This window comes from Candidatus Pantoea floridensis, assembly GCF_900215435.1.
GTDB classification, from domain to species: Bacteria; Pseudomonadota; Gammaproteobacteria; order Enterobacterales; family Enterobacteriaceae; genus Pantoea; species Pantoea floridensis.
The window spans coordinates 3,856,560-3,879,432 of record NZ_OCMY01000001.1; the positions used below are offsets into that span (position 1 = coordinate 3,856,560).

Genomic DNA, 22,873 nt, shown 5'->3' on the forward strand with positions numbered 1-22,873 from the left:
CGAACTCCTTAATCCTTTAGGGGCGGGAAAGGGCGGCATAATGTACCCTGTTTTGATGTCGGCAGGAAAAACAGCGCGATAAAGCCTATTGTTTTGTCCGCTTTGATCTGGCTCCACTTATCCTGCCTGGGTTTTTCCATTATAATAGCCGCCTTTTTTGCGACAGCATCTCATAAGGTTACGCGGCCTGGTGTTGTCTGGCAGCAGCGGCGAAGTTAAAAGGATACGTTATGCGTACAGAATATTGCGGACAGCTCAATCTGTCTCATGTGGGTCAGCAAGTCACTCTCTGCGGCTGGGTAAATCGCCGTCGCGATCTGGGTAGCCTGATTTTTATCGATATGCGCGACCGTGAAGGTATCGCACAGGTGTTCTTCGATTCCGATCGTCAGGACGCTTTCCAGCTGGCATCTGAACTGCGTAACGAATTCTGTATCCAGATCACCGGCACCGTGCGTGCACGTGACGAAAAAAACAAAAACAGCGACATGGCCACCGGTGAAGTGGAGGTGTTTGCGCATGAACTGAACATCATCAACCGTGCTGAACCTCTGCCACTGGATTCGAACCAGATCAATAGCGAAGAAGCGCGTCTGACTTATCGCTATCTGGATCTGCGTCGTCCGGAAATGGCTCAGCGTTTAAAAACCCGCGCTAAAATTACCAGCTTCGTGCGTCGCTTTATGGATGACCAGGGCTTCCTCGATATCGAAACGCCAATGCTGACCAAAGCAACACCGGAAGGCGCGCGTGACTATCTGGTGCCGAGCCGCGTACACAAAGGCAAGTTTTACGCGCTGCCGCAGTCACCTCAGCTGTTCAAACAGCTGCTGATGATGTCGGGTTTTGACCGCTATTATCAAATCGTTAAGTGCTTCCGCGACGAAGATCTGCGTGCCGACCGTCAGCCTGAATTCACCCAGATCGACGTTGAAACCTCGTTCATGACGGCTGAGCAGGTTCGTGAAAAGATGGAGCGTCTGATTCGTGAGCTGTGGATCGACATCAAGGGCGTCGATCTCGGTGACTTCCCGCAGATGACCTTTGCGGAAGCGATGCACCGTTACGGTTCCGACAAGCCAGACCTGCGTAACCCCATGGAGCTGGTGGACGTTGGCGATCTGCTGAAAAATGTCGAGTTCCAGGTGTTCGCGGGCCCTGCTAATGATGCCAAAGGCCGTGTAGCGGCGCTGCGCGTTCCAGGCGGTGCTGCATTAACGCGTAAGCAAATTGATGAATACGGCAAGTTTGTTGAAATCTATGGCGCCAAAGGCCTGGCGTGGATGAAGATTAACGAACGTGCTAAAGGCTTCGAGGGCGTACAGAGCCCGGTAGCGAAATTCCTCACGGCAGAGATCGTCGAAGCGATCCTGAATCGCACATCAGCACAAGATGGTGACCTGATCTTCTTCGGTGCCGGCCGCGCTAAAGTGGTGGCGGATGCGCTGGGTGCGTTGCGTCTGAAGGTGGGCCGCGATCTGCAGATCACCGATGAAAAAGCCTGGGCGCCGCTGTGGGTTATCGACTTCCCAATGTTTGAGGAAGATGAAGAGGGCGGCCTGGCAGCGATGCACCATCCGTTCACCTCGCCGAAAGCGATGAGCGCCGAAGCGTTGGCGACCGATCCGGTACAGGCAGTAGCCAATGCCTACGATATGGTAATTAACGGCTACGAAGTGGGCGGCGGTTCGGTACGTATCCACAGCGGCAAAATGCAGCAGACGGTGTTCAGCATCCTGGGAATCACCGAAGAAGAGCAGCGCGAGAAGTTTGGCTTCCTGCTCGACGCCCTGAAATACGGCACACCGCCACACGCGGGCTTGGCCTTTGGTCTGGATCGACTGACCATGCTGTTAACGGGTACCGATAACATCCGTGATGTGATCGCGTTCCCGAAAACTACCGCAGCAGCATGTCTGATGACTGAAGCGCCAAGCGAAGCCAATCCAGCCGCCTTGTTGGATCTGGGTATTTTAGTGGCACCGAAGAAAGAAAAGTCAGAGAACAAGTAATGGGCTATAAACATCCGGTATCGGTGCTGGTAGTGATTTTTGCGCGAGATACCGGCCGGGTGTTAATGCTGCAGCGACGTGATGACGACAGCTTTTGGCAATCGGTTACTGGCAGCCTGGAAGCGGGTGAAAGCCCACATCAGGCGGCTCAGCGCGAAGTGTTAGAAGAGCTCGCCATCGACATAGCGGATGAAAAGTTAGTGCTGGACGATTGTCACAAAGAGATCGAGTTTGAAATCTTCCCGCACTATCGCCATCGTTACGCGCCGGGCACCACGCACAATCGCGAACACTGGTTCAGGTTGGCGTTACCCGCAGAGCGTGAGCTACTGCTCACCGAGCATCTCGCCGCGCGCTGGCTCGACCCCGCCGCTGCCGCAGCCCTCACCAAGTCCTGGAGTAACCGCCAGGCAATTGAAGAATTTATCTGAATGCTCGCCGCCGCGCGTTATTCCGGTGGCGAATGCATTAAGTTTTATGAATCTGGTGAGTTTTCAATGAACGCACCGAACAATATCGAACAGTCAGGCGTAATCGGCGCCGCGAGGTTGTTCACCGCCAGCGCACAGCAACCGGAGCGTACTTATGTACGTGAGGATTGCGAGCACTGCCGGGGGACAAGATCGCAAGTAAGATAGCCTGCACCCAGTAAAAGATCGGAGAATATGCAAGATGGCTGGACACAGTAAATGGGCGAATACTAAGCACCGTAAAGCTGCTCAGGACGCTAAACGCGGTAAAATCTTCACCAAAATCATTCGCGAGCTGGTTACCGCTGCGAAGCTCGGTGGCGGCGATGCCGGTTCCAACCCGCGCCTGCGCGCAGCGATGGACAAAGCCCTGTCCAATAACATGACCCGCGATACCATGAACCGCGCAATTGCACGCGGCGTGGGCGGCGAAGATGATTCCAACATGGAAACCATCATCTATGAAGGTTACGGTCCGGGCGGCTCTGCTGTGATGATCGAGTGCCTGAGCGACAACCGCAACCGTACCGTTGGCGAAGTGCGTCATGCCTTCACCAAAACTGGCGGTAACCTCGGAACTGACGGTTCAGTTTCTTACCTGTTTAGCAAGAAGGGTGTTATCTCCTTCGCGCCAGGCCAGGACGAAGATGCGGTAATGGAAGCGGCGCTGGAAGCCGGTGCCGAAGACGTCGTCGCCTATGATGATGGCGCAATTGACGTGTTCACCGCGTGGGAAGAGCTGGGTGCGGTGCGTGATGCGCTGGAAGCTGGCGGCTTGAAAGCGGACACCGCTGAAGTCTCAATGATCCCTTCAACCAAAGCCGAAATGGATGCCGAAACTGCGCCGAAACTGCTGCGCCTGATCGACATGCTGGAAGACTGCGATGATGTGCAGGAAGTGTACCATAACGGTGAAATCTCTGATGAGATCGCAGAAACGCTGTAATGGCGTTGCTTAAAACCCCACTTACCGGAGACGCGCTGTGGCGATAATTCTCGGGATCGATCCCGGCTCGCGCGTCACCGGTTACGGTGTTATCCGCCAAACCGGCCGCCAGCTCACCTACCTGGGCAGCGGCTGTATCCGCACCAGCGTCACCGATTTGCCGTCGCGCCTCAAACTGATTTACGCCGGCGTCTGCGAAATCATCACGCAGTTTTCACCTGATTACTTCGCCATTGAGCAGGTGTTTATGGCGAAGAATGCTGACTCAGCGCTCAAGCTGGGCCAGGCGCGCGGTGCGGCGATTGTGGCTGCGGTGAATCACGATTTGCCGGTATTTGAATATGCAGCGCGGCAGGTGAAGCAAACGGTAACCGGCACCGGTGGTGCAGAGAAAAGTCAGGTACAGCACATGGTGCGGACCTTGCTGAAACTGCCGGCGAACCCGCAAGCTGACGCCGCCGATGCGCTGGCGATTGCCATCACCCACTGCCATATGAGTCAAAATGCTGGACGTATAAGTAACACAAAACTGGTGATGACGCGCGGTCGTATGCGATCGGGTTAGCGGAAACGAAACGCTATACGAGGCTGGATATTCATCCAGCTTTTTTTATGCTATAAACGCAGGCTTACTTACAGATTAAGGAATCGCTCAGGTGATTGGTCGTTTACGAGGCAACATTCTGGAAAAACAGCCGCCGCTGGTGTTAATTGAAGCGCACGGCGTCGGTTATGAAGTGCACATGCCAATGACCTGCTTTTACGAGCTGCCGGAAATTAATCAGGAAGCGATCATCTTTACCCAGTTCGTGGTGCGTGAAGATGCGCAGCTGCTGTTCGGTTTCAATAACAAGCAGGAGCGCACGCTGTTCCGCGAGCTGGTGAAAGTGAATGGCGTGGGGCCAAAGCTGGCGCTAGCGATCTTGTCGGGCATGTCAGCGCAGCAGTTCGTTACTGCGGTTGAGCGACAAGAGATTGCGTCTTTGATTAAACTGCCAGGCGTAGGCAAAAAAACCGCCGAGCGCTTGATCGTGGAAATGAAAGACCGCTTCATTGGTATGCACGGCGATCTGTTTGGCGGTGACTCAACCTTTACATTGACGACGCCATCAGCCGCGCAGGATAACAACGATGCTGAAGCAGAAGCCGTATCGGCACTGGTTGCCCTCGGTTATAAACCACAGGAAGCCAGCCGCATGATCAGCAAAGTGGGAAAACCGGACGCGGATTGCGAAACCCTGATTCGCGAAGCGCTGCGCGCAGCTATTTGAGGTAAAGCATGATTGAAGCCGATCGCCTGGTCTCGGGCAGTTCCTTTAACGAAGAAGAAACGCTCGATCGTGCCATTCGACCTAAGCTGCTGACGGAATATGTGGGTCAGCCGCAGGTGCGCGAGCAAATGGAGATTTTCATCCAGGCTGCGAAACTGCGCGGCGACGCACTCGATCACCTGCTGATCTTTGGTCCGCCGGGATTGGGTAAAACCACGCTGGCCAACATCGTAGCCAATGAAATGGGCGTTAATCTGCGCACGACGTCGGGGCCGGTGCTGGAAAAAGCGGGCGATCTCGCAGCGATGTTGACCAACCTCGAACCGCATGACGTGCTGTTCATCGATGAAATCCATCGCCTTTCACCGGTAGTGGAAGAGGTGCTGTATCCGGCAATGGAAGATTATCAGCTGGATATTATGATTGGTGAGGGTCCGGCGGCGCGTTCCATTAAGCTCGACCTGCCACCGTTTACCCTGATTGGCGCCACCACACGTGCGGGTTCATTAACTTCGCCGTTGCGCGATCGCTTTGGCATCGTCCAGCGTCTTGAATTCTATAATGTCCCTGACTTACAGCACATCGTTGGGCGAAGCGCAGCCTGTCTTGGCTTGGCGTTGAGCGAAGAGGGTGCGTTAGAAATCGCGCGTCGTGCGCGCGGTACGCCACGCATCGCCAACCGGTTGCTGCGTCGTGTACGGGACTTTGCGGAAGTGCGCGCCAACGGTAATTTGAGCGGCGAAGTATCGGCTAGCGCGCTGGATATGCTTAACGTCGACAGTCAGGGGTTTGATTATATGGACCGCAAACTGCTGCTGGCGATCATCGACAAATTCTCGGGTGGTCCGGTTGGGTTAGATAATCTGGCTGCGGCGATTGGCGAGGAGCGGGAAACGATCGAGGATGTGATTGAACCCTTCCTGATTCAACAGGGATTCATTCAGCGCACGCCGCGTGGCCGTATGGCAACGCAGCATGCCTATAAACATTTTGGTATCAGTCGCGAAGAGTAAACCGGCGTTAAGCCGCCGGTTTTTTTGCCATGCTGATAATGAACAGCACCGCGGCACATAATACAACTGAAGGACCGGCTGGCGTATCGTAAGTGGCGGAGAAGGTTAGCCCGCCGGTTACCGCAACAATACCGACAATCACGGCAAAACCCGCCATCTGCTCTGGCGAGCGCGAGAAACGACGCGCCGTCGCCGCCGGGATAATCAGCAGCGATGTAATGATCAACGCGCCGACAAATTTCATTGCCACACCGATGGTTAAAGCGGTCACCAGCATCAGCATCAAACGCGTACGCTGAATGTTCACGCCATCCACCTGTGCCAGCTCAGGGCTGATGGTCATCGACAGCAGAGCGTTCCACTGCCACGCCATCACGGCTAACACAATCGCTACGCCTCCGCCCATCATCCACAGGTCATCTGGCGTGACCGCCAGCAGGTCACCAAACAGATACGCCATCAGATCGACACGCACACCTTGCATCAGGCTCACCACCACTAAACCCAGCGACAGCGCACTGTGCGCCATAATGCCGAGCAGCGTGTCGATAGCGAGATGTGGGCGACGCTCCAGCCATACCAATCCCAGTGCCAGACAGACGGTAACCAGAATCACTGCATAGTAAGGATTAACGTTGAGTAGTAAACCAAACGCCACACCTAGCAGCGATGCATGGGCAAGGGTGTCACCAAAGTAGGACATACGGCGCCAAACCACAAACGAGCCAAGCGGACCGGCGGCCAGCGCCAGCAAGACGCCACCCAGCCAGCCAGGTAATAACAGTTCAATCATGACGGGCCATTTCCTTTGCGCAGAACAATGCGTCCCTGTAAATCGTGACGGTGATTATGATGATGACGATAGATTGCCAGCTGCTGCGCACCGCGCGGCCCAAACATGGCGATAAATTCAGGATGCTGCGAAACGGCTTCGGGTGTCCCGGAACAGCAGATGTGATGATTAAGACACAGCACTTCATCGGTTTTCGCCATCACCAAATGTAAATCATGCGAGACCATTAGCACGCCACAGTTTAGCTCGCGACGCAGCTGATCGATCAAATCATACAGCGCAACCTGGCCGTTCACGTCAACACCCTGGGTTGGCTCATCCAGCACCAGCAGTTGAGGATCATTCAGCAGCGCTCGCGCCAGTAAAACACGCTGGGTTTCCCCGCCAGAGAGTTTTTGCAGCGGCGCATTAAGCAGATGTCCACCCTGTACGCGTTTTAACGCGGGCAAAATCGCATCACGTCGGGTACCGCGCGAAAGACGCATGAAGCGCTCAACGGTGATTGGCAATGTGGGATCAATGTGCAGTTTCTGCGGCACGTAGCCGATGCGCAAATCAGCGGCGCGCTTGACGGTGCCGCCGGTTGGTTTAAGCAGCCCGAGCACCGTGCGAACCAACGTCGATTTGCCAGCGCCATTCGGGCCCAGCAGAGTGAGAATTTTCCCGCGCTCGAGCGTAAGGCTAATGCCTGCTAGCACCGGGCGCTGGGAGAACTTCACTGAAATGTTTTCAAGAGTAACAAGTGGCGGCATGATATTTACGGGTTGCATAGAATTTCGAATGTTATAATATCACATTCCATCACCTGGTCACGATGGAATGTCGTATTATGTTACACAATAAAAAACGTCTTATTTTCACCCTCACTGCTGCGGCAATCGCTACCTCCTCCGCACTGCCTGCGCGCTCAGCGGTGGTGGCTTCAATTAAACCCATCGGATTTATCGCAGCCGCAATCGCCGATGGCATTACACCGGTTGAAGTGTTGCTGCCTGACGGTGCTTCTGAACATGATTATGCTCTGCGTCCTTCCGATGTAAAACGTATAAAAAACGCAGACTTAGTGGTGTGGACCGGCCCGGAAATGGAAGCCTTCCTGACCAAGTCAGCGGCAGAATTACCTGCCAATAAAAACCTCGAGATCGCCGCTTTGCCGGAAGTAAAACCGTTATTGATTAGCGGCGATGATGATGATGAGGAACATGAGCACGATCACGATCATGACCTTGCCTCAGAAAAGTCTGAGCAACAAGACCTGTCTCATGCTCACCACCACCATGGGCAATTTAATATGCATCTGTGGATGTCCCCTGAGATCGCAAGGCAATCTGCGGTTGCAATCCATGGGAAATTATTGGAACTTATGCCGCAAAGCAAAGCCAAACTTGACGCTAACCTGCAGCAGTTTGAGGCAGAATTAGCCAACGCGGATACACACATTGGCGCGCAACTTGCGCCTGTGCGGAATAAGGGTTATTTCGTTTTTCACGATGCGTATAGCTACTTTGAAAAACATTACGGTTTGTCACCATTAGGGCATTTTACCGTCAATCCTGAAATCCAACCGGGCGCCCAGCGTTTACATCAAATACGAACACAGTTGGTTGAGCAGAAAGCCGTATGCGTTTTTGCTGAACCACAATTCAGGCCGGCCGTCATCGATGCCGTGTCTCGTGGAACTGAGGTGCGTAAAGGCACGCTCGATCCATTGGGCATGGGGATCAGCTTAACAAAAGATAGCTACGTGAAATTCCTTTCACAGCTGTCGAGCCAGTATGCGAGCTGCCTGAATGGAGCATGAGGAATAAGTAAAAGTGCAGCAGATAGCCCGCTCTGTCGCCCTCGCATTTAATAATTTGCCGCGCCCCCACCGCGTTATGCTGGGTTCATTAACCGTAGTGACTTTGGCCGTCGCCGTTTGGCGGCCATACGTTTATCATCCCCATGATGTTGCACCCATCGTGAAAACTATCGCGCTGGACAAAGACGAACTGCGGACCTTGCTGCCCGAAGCCAGCGAGCCGATCGACCAAACCACCGAAGAGCCGGAAGAAGATATTCCTGCCGACGACATTGATAAAGACGTCCCGGACAATTCAAACGTCCATGATTACACCGTCTCTTCAGGCGATACGCTGAGCAGTGCGCTGAATCAGTACGGTATTGAGCTGGGCGATATCAATGCGCTGGTTAGCAGTGATAAAGACCTGCGCAATATGCGCGTCGGCCAGCAACTTAGCTGGACGCTGGACGCGGATGGGCAACTACAAACCTTCAGTTGGGAAATCGATCGCCGTGAAACCCGTACTTATCAGCGCGCCGATAACGGTAGCTTTACGATGCAGCAGGCGCTGCAAAAGGGTGAATGGCAGAACAACGTGCTGAAAGGCGAAGTGCGAGGCAGTTTTGCTGCCAGTGCTCAGCGGGCGGGATTGACCAGCGCAGAAACCAGTAACGTCATCAAAGCAATGCAGTGGCAGATGGATTTCCGCAAGCTGCGCGCAGGCGATGATTTTAGCGTACTGATGTCGCGTGAAATGCTCGATGGCAAAAGTGCACAAAGCCAACTGCTTGGCGTACGTCTGCGCACCGGGGGCAAAGATTACTACGCCTTCCGCGCGGAAGATGGCAAGTTCTACGACCGTAACGCATCCGGCCTGGCACGTGGTTTCATGCGTTTCCCAACGGTTAAGCAGTATCGCGTCTCCTCTAACTTCAATCCTCGCCGTCTTAATCCGGTGACTGGGCGTATCGCACCGCATAAAGGTGTCGATTTCGCCCTGCCTATCGGCACGCCGGTATTGGCGGTGGGTGATGGGGAAGTGGTGATGGCGAAGAACGGCGGCGCGGCGGGCAATTACGTGGCCATTCGCCACGGCCGTCAGTATATGACGCGTTACATGCATTTGAGCAAGGCGCTGGTGAAGCCTGGACAAAAAGTGAAACGAGGCGATCGCATTGCGCTCTCGGGTAACACTGGACGCTCTACTGGCCCACATCTGCACTATGAAGTGTGGATCAATAACCAGGCTGTCAATCCATTAACGGCGAAACTACCACGCATGGAAGGGCTGACCGGCAAAGATCGCAGCACTTATATGGCGCAAGTGAAAACCTGGCTGCCGCAATTAACGCTGAAATAGCGCACATTTTCGCGTAACACCGGAAAAACCGACGGATTCTTCGTCGGTTTTTTGCTATCTGGCGCATGAAGATTGCAAAATAAACCATCGTCACTATTATTGACCGGTCATTGTCAGAGGCGAGTGCATGGAAACCCGAAAGAAAAATAACAGTGAGTTTATTCCCGTTTTTCAACGTTCTTTTTTGAAGCCGAAATACTGGGGCAGTTGGTTGGCGGTTGGCGCGCTGGCTGGCATGGCGTTGCTTCCCGCCAAAGTGCGCGATCCTATTCTGGGCGGATTGGGCAAGTTCGCTGGCAAGCTGGCGAAGAGTGCGCGTCGTCGTGCGCTGATCAATCTCTATTATTGCCTGCCAGAATTGAGTGAGGCGCAGCGCGAAGAGATTGCTGATCGTATGTTTGCTACTGCACCGCAGGCGATGGCAATGATGGCGGAGCTCGGCTTACGCAATCCTGCACACGTGCGAAAGCGTGTCGAGTGGCACGGCCGGGAAATCATTGAGCAGCTGCAGGCGAATAAAGAAAATGTCATTTTCCTGGTGCCGCACGGTTGGGCGGTCGATATTCCCGCCATGCTGTTGGCGTCTGAAGGCCAGATGATGGCGGCGATGTTCCACAATCAGAGCGATCCGTTAATGGATTATCTGTGGAATACCGTGCGTCGCCGTTTCGGCGGGCGTATGCATGCGCGTAACGATGGCATCAAACCGTTTATCGCTTCGGTGCGTCAGGGCTACTACGGCTATTATCTGCCCGATCAGGATCATGGCGCAGAACACAGTGAGTTTGTGGATTTCTTTGCCACTTACAAAGCCACGCTACCGGCCGTGGGTCGTCTGATGAAAGTGTGTCGCGCCCGCGTGGTACCGCTTTTTCCGGTATATAACAGCGAAACGCACCGGCTGGAAATCTATGTGCGTCCGCCAATGGACGATTTGCTGGAAGCGGATGACAACACGCTGGCACGTCGCATGAATGAAGAAGTGGAAGTATTCGTGCGTCCGCATCCTGAGCAGTACACCTGGATTTTGAAGCTGCTAAAGACGCGCAAAGAAGGAGATATCGAACCTTATGCGCGCAAAGAACTTTATCCGCGCAAGAAATAATTCGTTGAGTCGCCATTGATGGCGACCAGGTGCGCATCAATGCGCACCTTCCAACATGCCGGGCCCTAATCTGTCAATCACGCTGCTTTTACATGACTGCGACGTTTCCGTTCACGCAGGAAGAGCGTCACCAGACCAAACCACAATACGCCAGCCGCAAAGTTGATGCCGCTAAACCACGGCGTACCGCCGCTGAAATAGCCACTCTTTGCCAGCTCAATACCTACGGCTAAGGTCAGAATACTGATCATGCCGAGCATTGCCGCGACGCTGCCTTTGCCTTCGTCACTGGAGTAGAGCGTTAAGCGATAAAGTCCAGCGTTCACCATGCCTGCGCCAAATGCGTACAAGCTCAAACCTGCTGTCAGCAGCAGATAGGTGTGGCTATTAAGCAAATTCGCCAACAGCGCAATACTCAACCCAATCAGGATTGGCCATGCGGCAAATTTTACCGGCTGCTCAATCGGAACGCGGCCCGCCAATTTGCCCAACGTGATATTCCCGGCAATCATTGCTAAAAATACCGGCAGTTGCAGTAGAGCATATTGCATCCGCGACAGCCCTTCATCGTGCATCAGAATCACCGGCGACAGGGCTACCCATGTAAGGATGGGAATAAACACTAAACCAATCGCAAATGATCCATACATGACCTGGCGATCGCGCGCTAAACGCGCATAGCCACGTGCCAGCGTGGGCAAGGCGATGGAGTGGCTGCGATCGCCAGCGGTTTCTGGCATTACGCGCCACAGCAGGGCAAAAGCGATGACGCTGCAGATGGCAAACAGCCAGAACATGCTGCGCCACTCGCCAACCGTGAGCCACGCGGCGCCGGCCAAGGGTCCCGCTAACGGCGCAAGCAGCGCAACGTTGGCCATCAGCGCCATCATGCGCACTGCCAGTGCTTCAGCAAAGGCTTCCTGCACCGCCGCATAGCTGACTGCGCCAATGAAACACAGGCTGATGCCCTGAATGAACCGCAGCGCGACAAACTCTTCAATGCTGCTGACCCAGGTGGTGAGAATACAAGCGGCAGCAAAGAACAGAATGCCAAACAGCAATACGGGGCGACGGCCATATTTATCGGAAAGCGGGCCAAGCAGCCACTGCAATACAACGCCGCCCATCAAATAAGCGGTCAGCGATGTTGATACCCATTCAGGACCCACGCCGAATTCTGAGGTTACCAGCAACATGCCGGGCTGAATCATGTCGTGCGCGATATAGGTCGCAAATTCGAATAACACCAACGCGAGCGGAAACAGCAGTACGCGCCCGGTAAGTTGGGTAATAGGTTGATAGCGGGCCATCTGGCCTCCTTGTCAAAAAAATAAAAACGCGACTGCCAGGCAGTCGCGTTTGTCCATGTTGTTACAGCCGCTGTCGGTAGTGCGTATTAATCTACGCGCAGCACACGGCTGGTATTGGTGGTACCGGTGGTCGCCATCACGTCGCCCTGGGTGACAATCACCAGGTCGCCTGACACGAGGAAACCTTTGTCGCGCAACAGATTCACTGCATCGTGCGCGGCGGCAACACCGTCATTATTACTGTCGAAAAATACTGGCGTAACGCCACGATAGAGCGCCGTGAGATTCAGCGTACGTTCGTGACGTGACATGGCGAAGATCGGCAAACCAGAGGTAATACGTGACGTCATCAGCGCAGTACGGCCTGATTCAGTCATGGTGATGATGGCTGAAACCCCTTGCAGATGGTTGGCAGCATACATCGCAGACATTGCAATGGCTTCCTCAACGTTATCGAATTGCACCTCAAGGCGGTGCTTGGAGACGTTAACGCTAGGGATTTTTTCTGCGCCGAGGCACACCTTAGCCATTGCGGATACGGTCTCTGCCGGATATTGGCCCGCCGCGGTTTCGGCCGAGAGCATAACGGCATCGGTACCATCGAGCACGGCATTCGCCACGTCCATCACTTCCGCACGCGTTGGCATCGGATTGGTGATCATTGATTCCATCATCTGCGTAGCGGTGATGATGGTGCGGTTTAGCTGACGTGCGCGACGAATCAGCGCCTTCTGAATACCGACCAGTTCCGGATCTCCAATCTCAACACCCAGATCACCACGCGCCACCATTACCACATCTGATGCCAGAATGATGTCATCCATCGCTTCCTGTGAAGCAACGGCTTCAGCACGTTCAACTTTCGCCACGAGCTTAGCGTCGCAACCGGCATCGCGCGCCAGGCGGCGAGCATAGTTCATATCTTCGCCGTTACGCGGGAAAGAAACAGCGAGATAATCCACGCCGATTTTGGCGGCGGTGATGATATCGACTTTGTCTTTCTCTGTCAGCGCGTCAGCAGATAAGCCACCACCCAGTTTGTTGATACCTTTGTTGTTGGAAAGCGGGCCGCCGACGGTTACTTCGGTGAATACTTTGGCGCCCTGGACTTCCAGCACTTTCAACTGCACGCGACCATCATCCAGCAGCAGAATATCGCCCGGCACCACATCTTCTGGCAGGCCTTTATAGTCAATACCGACTTTCTCTTTATCGCCTTCGCCTTTGCTCAAATCGGCATCCAGCAGGAAGCGGTCGCCAACATTAAGGAAAACTTTGCCTTCTTTGAAGGTTGATACGCGAATTTTCGGCCCCTGCAGGTCGCCAAGAATCGCCACGTGGCGACCCAATTTCGCGGCAATCTCACGCACCTTGTTGGCGCGCTGCTGATGATCTTCTGGTGTGCCGTGGGAGAAGTTGAGTCGTACAACGTTAGCACCTGCCGCGATGATTTTTTCGAGGTTATTGTCGCGATCGGTGGCTGGACCGAGGGTTGTAACGATCTTGGTTCTTCTGAGACGTCTGGACATGAAGGACTCCGTTAGCAAAGTAGCGTGTCGCTCTCAAGTGACACGTAGTGTTCATCTATTCTATATGATTGATGGGCTGTGATTCGACTCACATTGTGAATGTGATGTTAATTATTTTCCTGCGGCTGTTTCTCCAGGCGCGAATCTTTTAGCGCTTCTTTCACCCGTTTCAGATTCTCACGGAAAGAGGCGCCGCGCTCAAGGGTAAACCCCGTCGCCAGTACATCAACCACGGTTAATTGTGCCAGGCGGGAAACCATCGGCAGGTAGATATCGGTATCTTCAGGTACATCCAGCGTCAATGCCAGCGTCGCTTCTGCTGCCAGCGGTGAACCCGGAGAAGTGATAGCCAGCACAGTGGAAGCGTTTACACGCGCCAGGCGAGCCAGTTCTATCATATTTTTGGTGCGGCCAGTATGTGAGATGAGAACAAATACATCATTTGGTCCACTATTTATGCAACTCATGCGCTGGATCACAATATCCTCTGACCAGATGACCGGCAGATTAAAACGCAGAAATTTGTTGGTGGCATCGTGTGCGACCACGGCGGAGGCGCCGAGACCGAAAAAGGCAATTTTATGCGCTTTTGTAAGGGCCAAAACTGCCTGATGAATCACCTCAACATCGAGCTGCTGACGCACGCGACTCAAACCGGCTAGTGCAGAATCAAAAATCTTATGGCTAAAGCTTTCGACGCTGTCATTTTCTTCCACATCACGGCTGACCCAGGTTGGGCCTTTTGCCAGACTCTGCGCGAGCTGCAACTTGAAATCAGGAAAGCCGCGTGTGCCCATGCGATGACAAAAGCGATTCACCGTGGGTTCGCTGACGTCAGCAGCACGTGCAAGCGTGGCGATGCTGGAGTGCATCGCCTGTTGAGGAGCAGCAAGAATCTGTTCTGCTACTTTACGTTCCGATTTGCTCAGCGCCGCTAATTGCGCCTGAATCTGTTCCAGCATGGTTTAACCTAATGACCGTCAATCACTTTTCCGCGTTCACCGATGGATGAAATCGCTGCCAATTCTCAAGAATATACCGTGTAATAGAGGCACGCACGCAGCGAAGGACAAATGTAAGCGCGAATTTTTTGCGATACTTTGATCGCTGACGTGTTTTGCCGCGACAAACATCGAAACAGAAAAAGTGCTCAAATGGCACGCTACAACACACTTAACACCTTTAATTCGTTCACAGTTAACGCCAGCAAAGGCTGCGTTCGGGTTGTCCTGAACCGGCGAAAAACGTACATTGTGCTGTAAGAAAATTACAATAAGGACCTGGCGTGATGAGAACGCTCAAGCCGGGTATATCCTGCAACGAGGAGAGGAAAATGGCGGTTACACAAACAGCCCAGGCATGCGATCTGGTGATTTTCGGTGCCAAAGGCGATCTTGCTCGCCGTAAACTGTTGCCATCACTGTATCAGCTGGAAAAAGCCGGTCAGATTCATGAAACCACTCGCATTATTGGCGTAGGCCGCGCGGATTGGGACAAGGATGCGTACACCAAAGTGGTTCGTGAAGCGCTGGAAACCTTCATGAAAGAGAAAATCGACGAAGCGCTGTGGGACACACTCAGCAGCCGTCTCGATTTTTGTAACCTCGACGTTAATGACACCTCGCATTTCACCAAACTGGGCAAAATGCTTGACCAGAAAAATCGTGTCACCATCAACTATTTCGCCATGCCGCCAAGCACCTTCGGCGCAATTTGTGACGGTTTGGGCGCCGCGAAGCTGAACGCCAAACCGGCACGCGTGGTGATGGAAAAGCCGCTTGGCACCTCACTGGAAACCTCGCAAGAGATCAATGACAGCGTCGGCAAATACTTTGAAGAGAGCCAGGTCTTCCGTATTGACCACTATCTCGGTAAAGAGACGGTGCTTAATCTGCTGGCGCTGCGTTTCGCCAACTCGATTTTCGTTAACAACTGGGACAATCGCACTATCGATCATGTGCAGATTACCGTGGCAGAAGAAGTGGGCATTGAAGGCCGCTGGGGTTATTTCGACAAAGCCGGCCAGATGCGCGACATGATCCAGAACCACCTGTTGCAGATCCTGACGATGATCGCCATGTCGCCGCCGTCCGATCTCAGCGCGGATGCCATCCGTGATGAGAAAGTGAAAGTGCTGCGTTCCCTGCGTCGTATTGATCAGACTAACGTGCGCGAGAAAACCGTGCGTGGCCAATACACCGCGGGCTTCGTGCAGGGTAAAAAAGTGCCGGGCTACCTGGAAGAAGAGGGCGCCAATAAGCAGAGCGCCACGGAAAGCTTTGTCGCCATCCGCGTCGATATCGATAACTGGCGTTGGGCTGGCGTGCCGTTCTATCTGCGTACCGGCAAGCGTTTGCCGACCAAATGCTCTGAAGTGGTGGTCTACTTCAAGAACCCAGAGATGAACCTGTTCAAAGACTCTTATGCCGAACTGCCACAGAACAAATTAACCATTCGTCTGCAGCCGGACGAAGGTGTGGATATCGAAATCCTGAATAAAGTGCCGGGACTCGATCACAAACATAAGCTGCAAACCACCAAGCTGGATCTGAGCTATTCAGAAACTTTCAACCAGTCGCATCTGGCCGATGCTTACGAGCGTCTGCTGCTGGAAACCATGCGCGGCATTCAGGCGCTGTTTGTGCGTCGTGACGAAGTAGAGGCCGCCTGGGGCTGGGTGGATTCCATCATTGATGCCTGGAACGCCGATGCCGAAGCGCCGAAGCCGTATCAGGCTGGCACCTGGGGGCCGGTGGCTTCTGTCGCGATGATTACGCGCGATGGCCGTTCCTGGAACGAGTTCGAATAATCACGCGTTGCTAAGCCCGCCGAATGTGCGGGCTTTTTTTTGCCGAAAATTCCTTTATCTGAAAAGTGAACCCGGGTTTCAAAAAAAATTGATATCCGATAGACGCCGCTCCAGCCAATCTTGTATGGTAGGTTCCAATTATTGACAGCGTGGCTGCGCGCCGGGCTGATGCAACTAAGGAAACGTGATGAAGAACTGGAAAACAAGTGCAGAACAGATCCTGAAAACTGGCCCGGTTGTGCCGGTCATTGTGGTGAACAAACTGGAACATGCAGTGCCGATGGCTAAAGCGCTGGTTGCGGGCGGTGTGCGCGTGCTGGAAGTGACGCTGCGTACGCCGGTAGCAATGGATGCACTGCGCGCCATGATTAAAGAAGTGCCGGAAGCGATTGTTGGGGCAGGCACGGTGATTAATACACAGCAGTTGAAAGAAGTCACAGATGCCGGTGCACAATTTGTTATCAGCCCAGGATTAACAGAGTCCCTGCTGAAAGCGGCAGTTGAAGGTCCGGTACCTTTGATTCCGGGGATCAGTACCGTATCTGAACTGATGATCGGTATGGATTATGGTCTGCGCGAGTTCAAATTTTTCCCGGCTGAAGCCAACGGCGGCGTAAAAGCGCTGTCGGCGATTGGTGGACCCTTCCCACAGGTGCGTTTCTGCCCGACGGGCGGCATCTCTCCGTCAAATTATCGTGAATACCTGGCCCTCAAAAGCGTGCTGTGCATTGGGGGTTCATGGCTGGTACCCAATGATGCGCTGGAAACCGGCGACTGGGATCGCATTACGCGTCTGGCGCGTGAAGCGGTTGAAGGGGCGCGCGCGTAACATCTAATATAGGGTCGCCATTCCTGGCGACCTCTTGAACTCACTTACCCTTCAACTTTCACCGCAGCTGCACTGGCTACAGCACGCGCAATCGCGTCATCGATGGTTTCACCGGTTGCTAACGCAACGCCCAAACGACGCTGACCAGCAATTTCCGGCTTACCAAACAGACGCAGCTGCAAGCCCGCACCCAGCGCGGCTTCGATATTGACGAACTGCACGTCGTGGCTGTTGAGCTCAGGCAAGATCACCGCCGAAGCGGCTGGGCCATATTGACGAATACCGCCAATCGGCAAGCCAAGGAAGGCGCGGACATGCAGTGCGAACTCCGACAGATCTTGTGAAATCAGCGTCACCATGCCGGTGTCATGCGGACGCGGTGATACTTCGCTGAACACCACTTCATCACCACACACAAACAGCTCTACGCCAAACAGACCATAGCCACCGAGCGCTTTCACCACATTAGCAGCAATATCCTGCGCGCGTTGAAGCGCCAGCTCGCTCATCTGCTGCGGCTGCCAGGATTCACGGTAATCGCCATCTTCCTGGCGGTGACCAATCGGGGCGCAGAAATGGATGCCGTCAACCGCGCTAATGGTAAGCAGGGTGATTTCAAAATCAAACTTCACCACACCTTCAACGATTACGCGACCGGCACCGGCACGTCCGCCTTGCTGCGCATAATCCCAGGCTTTGTCCAGCTGACTGGCTTCACGGATGAAGCTCTGGCCTTTACCGGAGGAGCTCATCACCGGTTTTACGATGCACGGGAATCCAATCGCGTGGGCGGCGGCGACAAAGTTCTCTTTACTGTCGGCAAACTGATACGACGAGGTTGGCAGAGACAGCTCTTCCGCTGCCAAACGGCGAATACCTTCGCGATTCATGGTCAGGCGTGCGGCGCGGGCCGTCGGCACCACTTTCTGGCCCTGCGCTTCCAGTTCCAGCAATTTTTCGGTAGCGATCGCCTCAATTTCAGGCACCACAAAATGCGGCTTTTCCTGGGCGATTAACGCGGCAAGCGCCTCGCCATCCAGCATATTGATCACGTGGCTACGATGCGCAACGTGCATGGCGGGCGCATCGGCATAACGATCCACTGCGATCACTTCTACACCGAGACGTTGGCACTCCAGCGCCACCTCTTTGCCTAATTCACCTGAACCTAACAGCATGACACGCGTGGCGGCAGGGCGCAGCGCGGTTCCGAGAGTTGTCATAATTTCACCTTAGCAGTCAAAATGCGCGCGCAGTATAAACGAAAACGTTTGCGTACTCACGCTTTCGCCATCATCAGGTTTGCCATACTTTTCCCGCTCTGACGTTATCTGACACAAGCTGCGGCAGCATGGAGAGCGAAAACTTAAACAGGAGTTAAACGATGAGCAATTGGCTGCAGCAAATTCAATCGGTGTTGGCGAAAAAGGGTGGAGACGGAAAATCCGGCGGCTTAAGCGATATGCTGGCACCCGGCGCTTTGGGCGGATTGGCGGGATTGCTGGTCGGCAGCAAATCGACGCGCAAGCTACTGACTAAATATGGTGGCAAAGCGTTACTGGTGGGCGGCGGCGCGGCGGCCGGGGCTCTGCTGTGGAACAAATATAAGCAGCGCGTGCGTGAAACGCATCAGGACGACGCGGGATTTGGCCAGCTACAAACGCCAATGGATCAGCGTGCAGAGCGCTTAGTGACGGCGCTGGTCTTCGCGGCGAAGAGTGATGGGCACATCGACGATCGTGAACGCGCGGCGATTGAGCAGAACATTCATCAAGCGGGGTATGGCACACAGGCTGAGGCGCTGATTCAGCAGGCGATGAATCGTCCACTCGATCCCAATTGGTTGGCGGCAGATGTGAAAAATGAAGAAGAAGCGCTGGAACTCTATTTCCTTAGCTGTGCGGCAATAGATGTTGACCACTTTATGGAGCGCAGCTATCTCTCCGCGCTGGGCGATGCGTTAAAAATCCCTCAGGATGTCCGCGATGGCATTCAACGCGATATTGAGGCTGAAAAAGCGGCATAATTCTGCGCGAAGGCTGCATGCGCGGCTTTCGCTTCTTCCTGGGTGGCAAAATCTGCAAGCAGCTTGGCATCGTGCGTGATTAGTGCCACGCTTGCTGGATATTGTCCTTCAGGGAGAAGAGTTTTATGAAGCAGCCATACGCGAAAAAAATCCCTCACGTAATGAATCTGCATGGCGACACGCGTACCGATAATTATCATTGGTTGCGCGATGACGAACGCGAAAATCCGGACGTGCTGGCTCACCTGCATGCTGAAAATGATTACGGACGGGCGATGATGGCGTCGCAGAGTCCATTACAAGATCGGGTATTGAAAGAGATCGTTGATCGCATTCCGCCGCAGGATCACTCAGTACCCTATGTGAAAAATGGTTATCGCTATCAAAGCCGTTATGAAGTCGGCAACGAATATCCGGCCTATTTCCGTCAGCCGATTGAGGCGCCCGCTGATGAGCCGTGGCAGCTGCTGCTTGATGGCAACCAGCGTGCCGCCCACAGCGATTTCTACACCATGGGCGCGCTGGCCATCACGCCGGACAATCAAGTGATGGCATTGGCAGAAGATTTCCTTTCACGACGCCAATACGGCATTCGTTTTCGCAATCTTGCCAGCGGTAGCTGGTATCCGGAAGTGCTGAACAACGCGTCATCCAGCGTTGCCTGGGCCAATGATTCCCGCACGCTCTATTACGTGCGCAAACATCCTAAAACGCTGCTGGCCTATCAGGTATGGCGCCACGAGCTGGGACACCCGCAGTCTGACGATCAACTGGTGTATGAGGAGAAGGACGATACCTTCCATCTCAGCGTGCACAAAACCACCTCGGAACATTTCATCCTGATTGCTCTGTACAGCACCACAACCAGTGAGATTCTGCTGATCGACGCGGAATATCCAGATGCGCAGCCGCAGACGTTCTGTCCGCGTCGACGCGACCACGAATACAGCATCGATCACTACAACCACCAGTTTTATATCCGTTCAAATCGCGACGGCAAAAACTTCGGTCTTTATCGCAGCGCCTGGCTGGCGGAAGCACGCTGGCAATCGTTAATTCCCGCGCGGGACCACGTGGTGTTGGAAGATTTCCAGTTATTCCGCCATTGGCTGGTCGTGGAAGAGCGGCAGCACGGCGTTAACACCTTGCGCCAGATCAACTGGGAAAGCGGGGAGAGCTTTGGGATCGCTTTTGACGATCCAGCCTATGTTACCTGGCTTGCCTATAACCCTTCCCCGGAAAGTGACACGCTGCGCTACGGCTATTCCTCGATGACGATGCCGACCACACTTTTTGAGCTCAATATGGAAACGGGCGATCGCCGCGTGCTGAAGAGGACGCCGGTGCCGGGCTTCAAATCTGAGGATTATAAAAGCGAACATTTGTGGATTACGGTACGCGATGGTACGGAAGTTCCGGTTTCACTGGTCTATCACCGTAAATATTTTCAGCGTGGCAACAATCCGCTGCTGGTTTACGGTTACGGTGCCTATGGCAGCAGTATGGATGCCAGTTTTGGCACCAGCCGTATTAGCCTGCTGGAGCGCGGCTTCGTTTACGCCATCATTCATGTGCGCGGCGGCGGTGAACTCGGTCAACAGTGGTATGACGGCGGCCGGCTGAAGAACAAGCTGAACAGCTTCACCGATTTCATTGATGTTACCGAAGCGCTGGTGGCGAAAGGCTATGGTAATCCACAGCGGCTCTATGCGATGGGCGGCAGCGCAGGTGGATTATTGATGGGCGGGGTAGTGAACATGGCACCCGATCTGTTCCATGGCGTGGTCGCGCAGGTGCCGTTTGTGGATGTGGTCACCACAATGCTTGATCCTTCGATTCCCCTCACCACCGGTGAATACGACGAGTGGGGCAATCCCGAGCAGGCAGAATTTTACCATTACATCCTTCAATACAGCCCGTATGACAATATTGAGGCTAAAGCCTATCCGCATCTGCTGGTTACCACCGGCCTGCACGATTCGCAGGTACAGTATTGGGAACCCGCCAAGTGGGTAGCGAAGATGCGTGAGCTTAAAACCAATGACTCACTGCTGCTGCTGTGTACCGAGATGGATTCGGGTCACGGCGGGAAATCGGGCCGTTTCAAAGCTTATGAGGGTGTGGCGCAGGAATTTACTTTCCTGATTGGCCTGGCACAGGGTAGCTTGCCAGACCGCGCCGATTACTGATCGCTTTTCACGTACTTGCGCAGCGCCTGCCGTAATGGTGGGCGCAAATCGCGTACATTTTCCAGCACCCAGCGCAGATAGCCCGGATCTTTGCGCGCGATGCTGCCGATACTCTGCCCGCGATATTTCCCGAACGGGAACACATCACCACTTACGGCTGCCGGCTGGCACAAGTTCGCCATCTGCTCGGCATTCCAGCCAGACGTTTCCATAATGCGGATCAGTAGCGCGGCGGTGACGTAGCAGTCATACAACGCGCGGTGCGCATGCAGATCGGCGGGTGGCGTCACGTCAAGCTTCAGGCTATGACGCAATGCCTGATTACCGTATTTTATCCCCGGCCACAGCTGACGTGCCAGCGTCATGGTGCAGATCCATTCGCCTGGCATGGTTGGCAGCATGCGGCGATCAAAACTGGCATTGTGCGCCACGTAATGTGCAGCGCCGTGATAGCGGCCAATCGCTTCTTCAATGGTAGGCTTGCCAACCACCATCGCTTCAGTGATGCGATGCACCGCCATGGCCTGGCGACCGATCGGGCGATCCGGACAGATCAAATCACTCATTGGATTAACGATTTGGCCGTTAATGACATCAACCGATGCCACTTCAACCACGCCACCCTGTAAGCCACAGGTTTCGGTATCAATAACACGTAACATAGATTACTTCTGCTTAGGTTCGTAGGGCAGGCGTGACAAGCTGAGCGAGGCCTGGCGATAGTGCATTAGACGTTGACGAAACCATTCACGCAGCGCTTCGGGTTGTTCGCGCTCCACCATTTCGGCAACCACCGGCATATTGTAGCGCTCTTTAAAGGCGACGCCTGCGGCAGCCAGATCGACATTCACTTTATCTTTGTCTTCCTGCGAGAGCAGGGCAAGGTTTTGGCTCATGTATTTCTCCTGATAAACAGGGGCAAAAGTAATGGTTTCGCCGCGCTGGATCAAGGAGATTGGATCGCACCGCAAGTCTCGACACCTGCAGATCGGCGGCGTATCCTGCTGCCACGTTTGCGGTGTGTTGCCGCATTTAAAAGGGAAGAAGTGATGAAGAAAACCGCGTTAAGCCGTGTTATGGCGCTGTTGCTGGCGTCATCAACGCTCACCATTAGTCAGTTTGCGCTGGCTCATGCTCATCTTAAAACCCCGGTCCCGGCGGATAAAGCCGTGGTTAATAGCTCCCCACAGAATCTGACGCTGACCTTTACCGAAGATGTTGAAGTGGCCTTTAGCGGCGTGGAAGTGCTTAACGCGCAGCATCAGCCGGTTGCAGTGGAAAAAGCCAAACTCAATGGTAAGCAGCATGATCAGCTGATTGTACCGATCGCCCAACCGCTGCCATCAGGTAGCTATCAGGTTAACTGGCATGTGCTGTCTGTCGATGGCCATAAAACCAAAGGCAGCTATAGCTTCAGCGTGAAGTAAT

22 protein-coding genes are annotated in these 22,873 nt (G+C 54.0%); 14 read left to right on the top strand and 8 right to left on the bottom strand.

Annotated elements, in window-relative coordinates:
* The first annotated feature begins 230 nt into the window (after positions 1–230).
* From aspS to ruvB, 6 genes are all read left to right on the top strand, one after another.
* Positions 231–2,012 carry an aspartate--tRNA ligase gene (aspS, locus tag CRO19_RS18010; protein WP_097097067.1) on the top strand — a complete coding sequence of 594 codons (1,782 nt, stop codon included), beginning with the start codon at positions 231–233 and terminating at the stop codon, positions 2,010–2,012.
* The gene (nudB, locus tag CRO19_RS18015; RefSeq protein WP_097097068.1) at positions 2,012–2,443 is read left to right on the top strand and encodes a dihydroneopterin triphosphate diphosphatase; all 432 of its coding nucleotides are present in this window, start codon (positions 2,012–2,014) and stop codon (positions 2,441–2,443) included. The genes aspS and nudB overlap by 1 nt, the downstream gene beginning before the upstream one ends.
* 241 nt (positions 2,444–2,684) lie before the next feature.
* Entirely contained in the window at positions 2,685–3,428 is a 744-nt protein-coding gene (locus CRO19_RS18025) for a YebC/PmpR family DNA-binding transcriptional regulator (RefSeq protein ID WP_097097070.1), read from the top strand.
* Positions 3,429–3,465: 37 nt separating this feature from the next.
* On the top strand, positions 3,466–3,993 hold the full coding sequence (gene ruvC / locus CRO19_RS18030) for a crossover junction endodeoxyribonuclease RuvC (RefSeq protein WP_097097071.1): 528 nt from the start codon (positions 3,466–3,468) through the stop codon (positions 3,991–3,993).
* Between the two features lie 91 nt (positions 3,994–4,084).
* Positions 4,085–4,699 carry a Holliday junction branch migration protein RuvA gene (gene ruvA, locus CRO19_RS18035; protein ID WP_007889559.1) on the top strand — a complete coding sequence of 205 codons (615 nt, stop codon included), beginning with the start codon at positions 4,085–4,087 and terminating at the stop codon, positions 4,697–4,699.
* Positions 4,700–4,707: 8 nt separating this feature from the next.
* A complete protein-coding gene (ruvB, locus tag CRO19_RS18040; protein ID WP_007889560.1) occupies positions 4,708–5,712 on the top strand; it encodes a Holliday junction branch migration DNA helicase RuvB in 1,005 nt (334 codons plus the stop codon).
* A gap of 7 nt (positions 5,713–5,719) precedes the next feature.
* Here the strand turns inward: ruvB and znuB are convergent, their stop codons facing one another.
* Complete coding sequence (znuB, locus tag CRO19_RS18045; RefSeq protein ID WP_097097072.1) at positions 5,720–6,505, bottom strand: zinc ABC transporter permease subunit ZnuB; 786 nt, start codon at positions 6,503–6,505, stop codon at positions 5,720–5,722.
* Positions 6,502–7,257 carry a zinc ABC transporter ATP-binding protein ZnuC gene (gene znuC / locus CRO19_RS18050; RefSeq protein WP_097097700.1) on the bottom strand — a complete coding sequence of 252 codons (756 nt, stop codon included), beginning with the start codon at positions 7,255–7,257 and terminating at the stop codon, positions 6,502–6,504. The genes znuB and znuC overlap by 4 nt, the downstream gene beginning before the upstream one ends.
* A gap of 77 nt (positions 7,258–7,334) precedes the next feature.
* Here znuC and znuA point away from each other — a divergent pair, with 77 nt between their 5' ends.
* The 3 genes from znuA to lpxM all read left to right on the top strand — a co-directional run bounded on the left by znuA (position 7,335) and on the right by lpxM (position 10,753).
* A complete protein-coding gene (znuA, locus tag CRO19_RS18055; RefSeq protein ID WP_097097073.1) occupies positions 7,335–8,306 on the top strand; it encodes a zinc ABC transporter substrate-binding protein ZnuA in 972 nt (323 codons plus the stop codon).
* A gap of 13 nt (positions 8,307–8,319) precedes the next feature.
* Positions 8,320–9,648: a murein DD-endopeptidase MepM gene (gene mepM, locus CRO19_RS18060; protein WP_097097074.1), complete on the top strand. Its 1,329-nt coding sequence runs from the start codon at positions 8,320–8,322 to the stop codon at positions 9,646–9,648.
* 127 nt (positions 9,649–9,775) lie between these two features.
* The gene (gene lpxM / locus CRO19_RS18065; RefSeq protein WP_097097075.1) at positions 9,776–10,753 is read left to right on the top strand and encodes a lauroyl-Kdo(2)-lipid IV(A) myristoyltransferase; all 978 of its coding nucleotides are present in this window, start codon (positions 9,776–9,778) and stop codon (positions 10,751–10,753) included.
* A 77-nt stretch (positions 10,754–10,830) separates the two neighbouring features.
* On the opposite strand, the gene CRO19_RS18070 is transcribed toward lpxM, so the two are convergent.
* The 3 genes from CRO19_RS18070 to CRO19_RS18080 form a co-directional block, all read right to left on the bottom strand.
* Positions 10,831–12,063 carry an MFS transporter gene (locus CRO19_RS18070; RefSeq protein WP_097097076.1) on the bottom strand — a complete coding sequence of 411 codons (1,233 nt, stop codon included), beginning with the start codon at positions 12,061–12,063 and terminating at the stop codon, positions 10,831–10,833.
* Between the two features lie 86 nt (positions 12,064–12,149).
* Positions 12,150–13,592 (bottom strand): pyruvate kinase, encoded by a 1,443-nt coding sequence (pyk, locus tag CRO19_RS18075; protein WP_097097077.1) that lies wholly within the window; start codon positions 13,590–13,592, stop codon positions 12,150–12,152.
* Positions 13,593–13,699: 107 nt separating this feature from the next.
* Positions 13,700–14,554, bottom strand: a complete 855-nt coding sequence (locus CRO19_RS18080; RefSeq protein ID WP_097097078.1) for a MurR/RpiR family transcriptional regulator — start codon at positions 14,552–14,554, stop codon at positions 13,700–13,702.
* A gap of 371 nt (positions 14,555–14,925) precedes the next feature.
* On the opposite strand from CRO19_RS18080, the gene zwf reads away from it, so the two are divergent.
* Both zwf and CRO19_RS18090 read left to right on the top strand, forming a co-directional pair.
* Positions 14,926–16,401, top strand: coding sequence for a glucose-6-phosphate dehydrogenase (gene zwf, locus CRO19_RS18085; RefSeq protein ID WP_097097079.1), 1,476 nt, complete (start codon positions 14,926–14,928; stop codon positions 16,399–16,401).
* Between the two features lie 187 nt (positions 16,402–16,588).
* Positions 16,589–17,230 carry a bifunctional 4-hydroxy-2-oxoglutarate aldolase/2-dehydro-3-deoxy-phosphogluconate aldolase gene (locus CRO19_RS18090; protein WP_097097080.1) on the top strand — a complete coding sequence of 214 codons (642 nt, stop codon included), beginning with the start codon at positions 16,589–16,591 and terminating at the stop codon, positions 17,228–17,230.
* Between the two features lie 44 nt (positions 17,231–17,274).
* Here the strand turns inward: CRO19_RS18090 and purT are convergent, their stop codons facing one another.
* Positions 17,275–18,453: a formate-dependent phosphoribosylglycinamide formyltransferase gene (purT, locus tag CRO19_RS18095; protein WP_097097081.1), complete on the bottom strand. Its 1,179-nt coding sequence runs from the start codon at positions 18,451–18,453 to the stop codon at positions 17,275–17,277.
* Positions 18,454–18,614: 161 nt separating this feature from the next.
* On the opposite strand from purT, the gene CRO19_RS18100 reads away from it, so the two are divergent.
* Entirely contained in the window at positions 18,615–19,256 is a 642-nt protein-coding gene (locus tag CRO19_RS18100) for a tellurite resistance TerB family protein (protein ID WP_097097082.1), read from the top strand.
* Between the two features lie 125 nt (positions 19,257–19,381).
* A complete protein-coding gene (locus CRO19_RS18105; RefSeq protein WP_097097083.1) occupies positions 19,382–21,445 on the top strand; it encodes a prolyl oligopeptidase family serine peptidase in 2,064 nt (687 codons plus the stop codon).
* Here the strand turns inward: CRO19_RS18105 and exoX are convergent.
* Entirely contained in the window at positions 21,439–22,107 is a 669-nt protein-coding gene (exoX, locus tag CRO19_RS18110) for an exodeoxyribonuclease X (protein WP_097097084.1), read from the bottom strand. The genes CRO19_RS18105 and exoX overlap by 7 nt on opposite strands.
* Before the next feature lie 3 nt (positions 22,108–22,110).
* Positions 22,111–22,341: a DNA polymerase III subunit theta gene (locus CRO19_RS18115; protein WP_097097085.1), complete on the bottom strand. Its 231-nt coding sequence runs from the start codon at positions 22,339–22,341 to the stop codon at positions 22,111–22,113.
* A gap of 153 nt (positions 22,342–22,494) precedes the next feature.
* Between CRO19_RS18115 and copC the strand changes: the two genes are divergently transcribed.
* On the top strand, positions 22,495–22,872 hold the full coding sequence (gene copC / locus CRO19_RS18120) for a copper homeostasis periplasmic binding protein CopC (RefSeq protein ID WP_097097086.1): 378 nt from the start codon (positions 22,495–22,497) through the stop codon (positions 22,870–22,872).
* Position 22,873 lies beyond the last annotated feature (1 nt).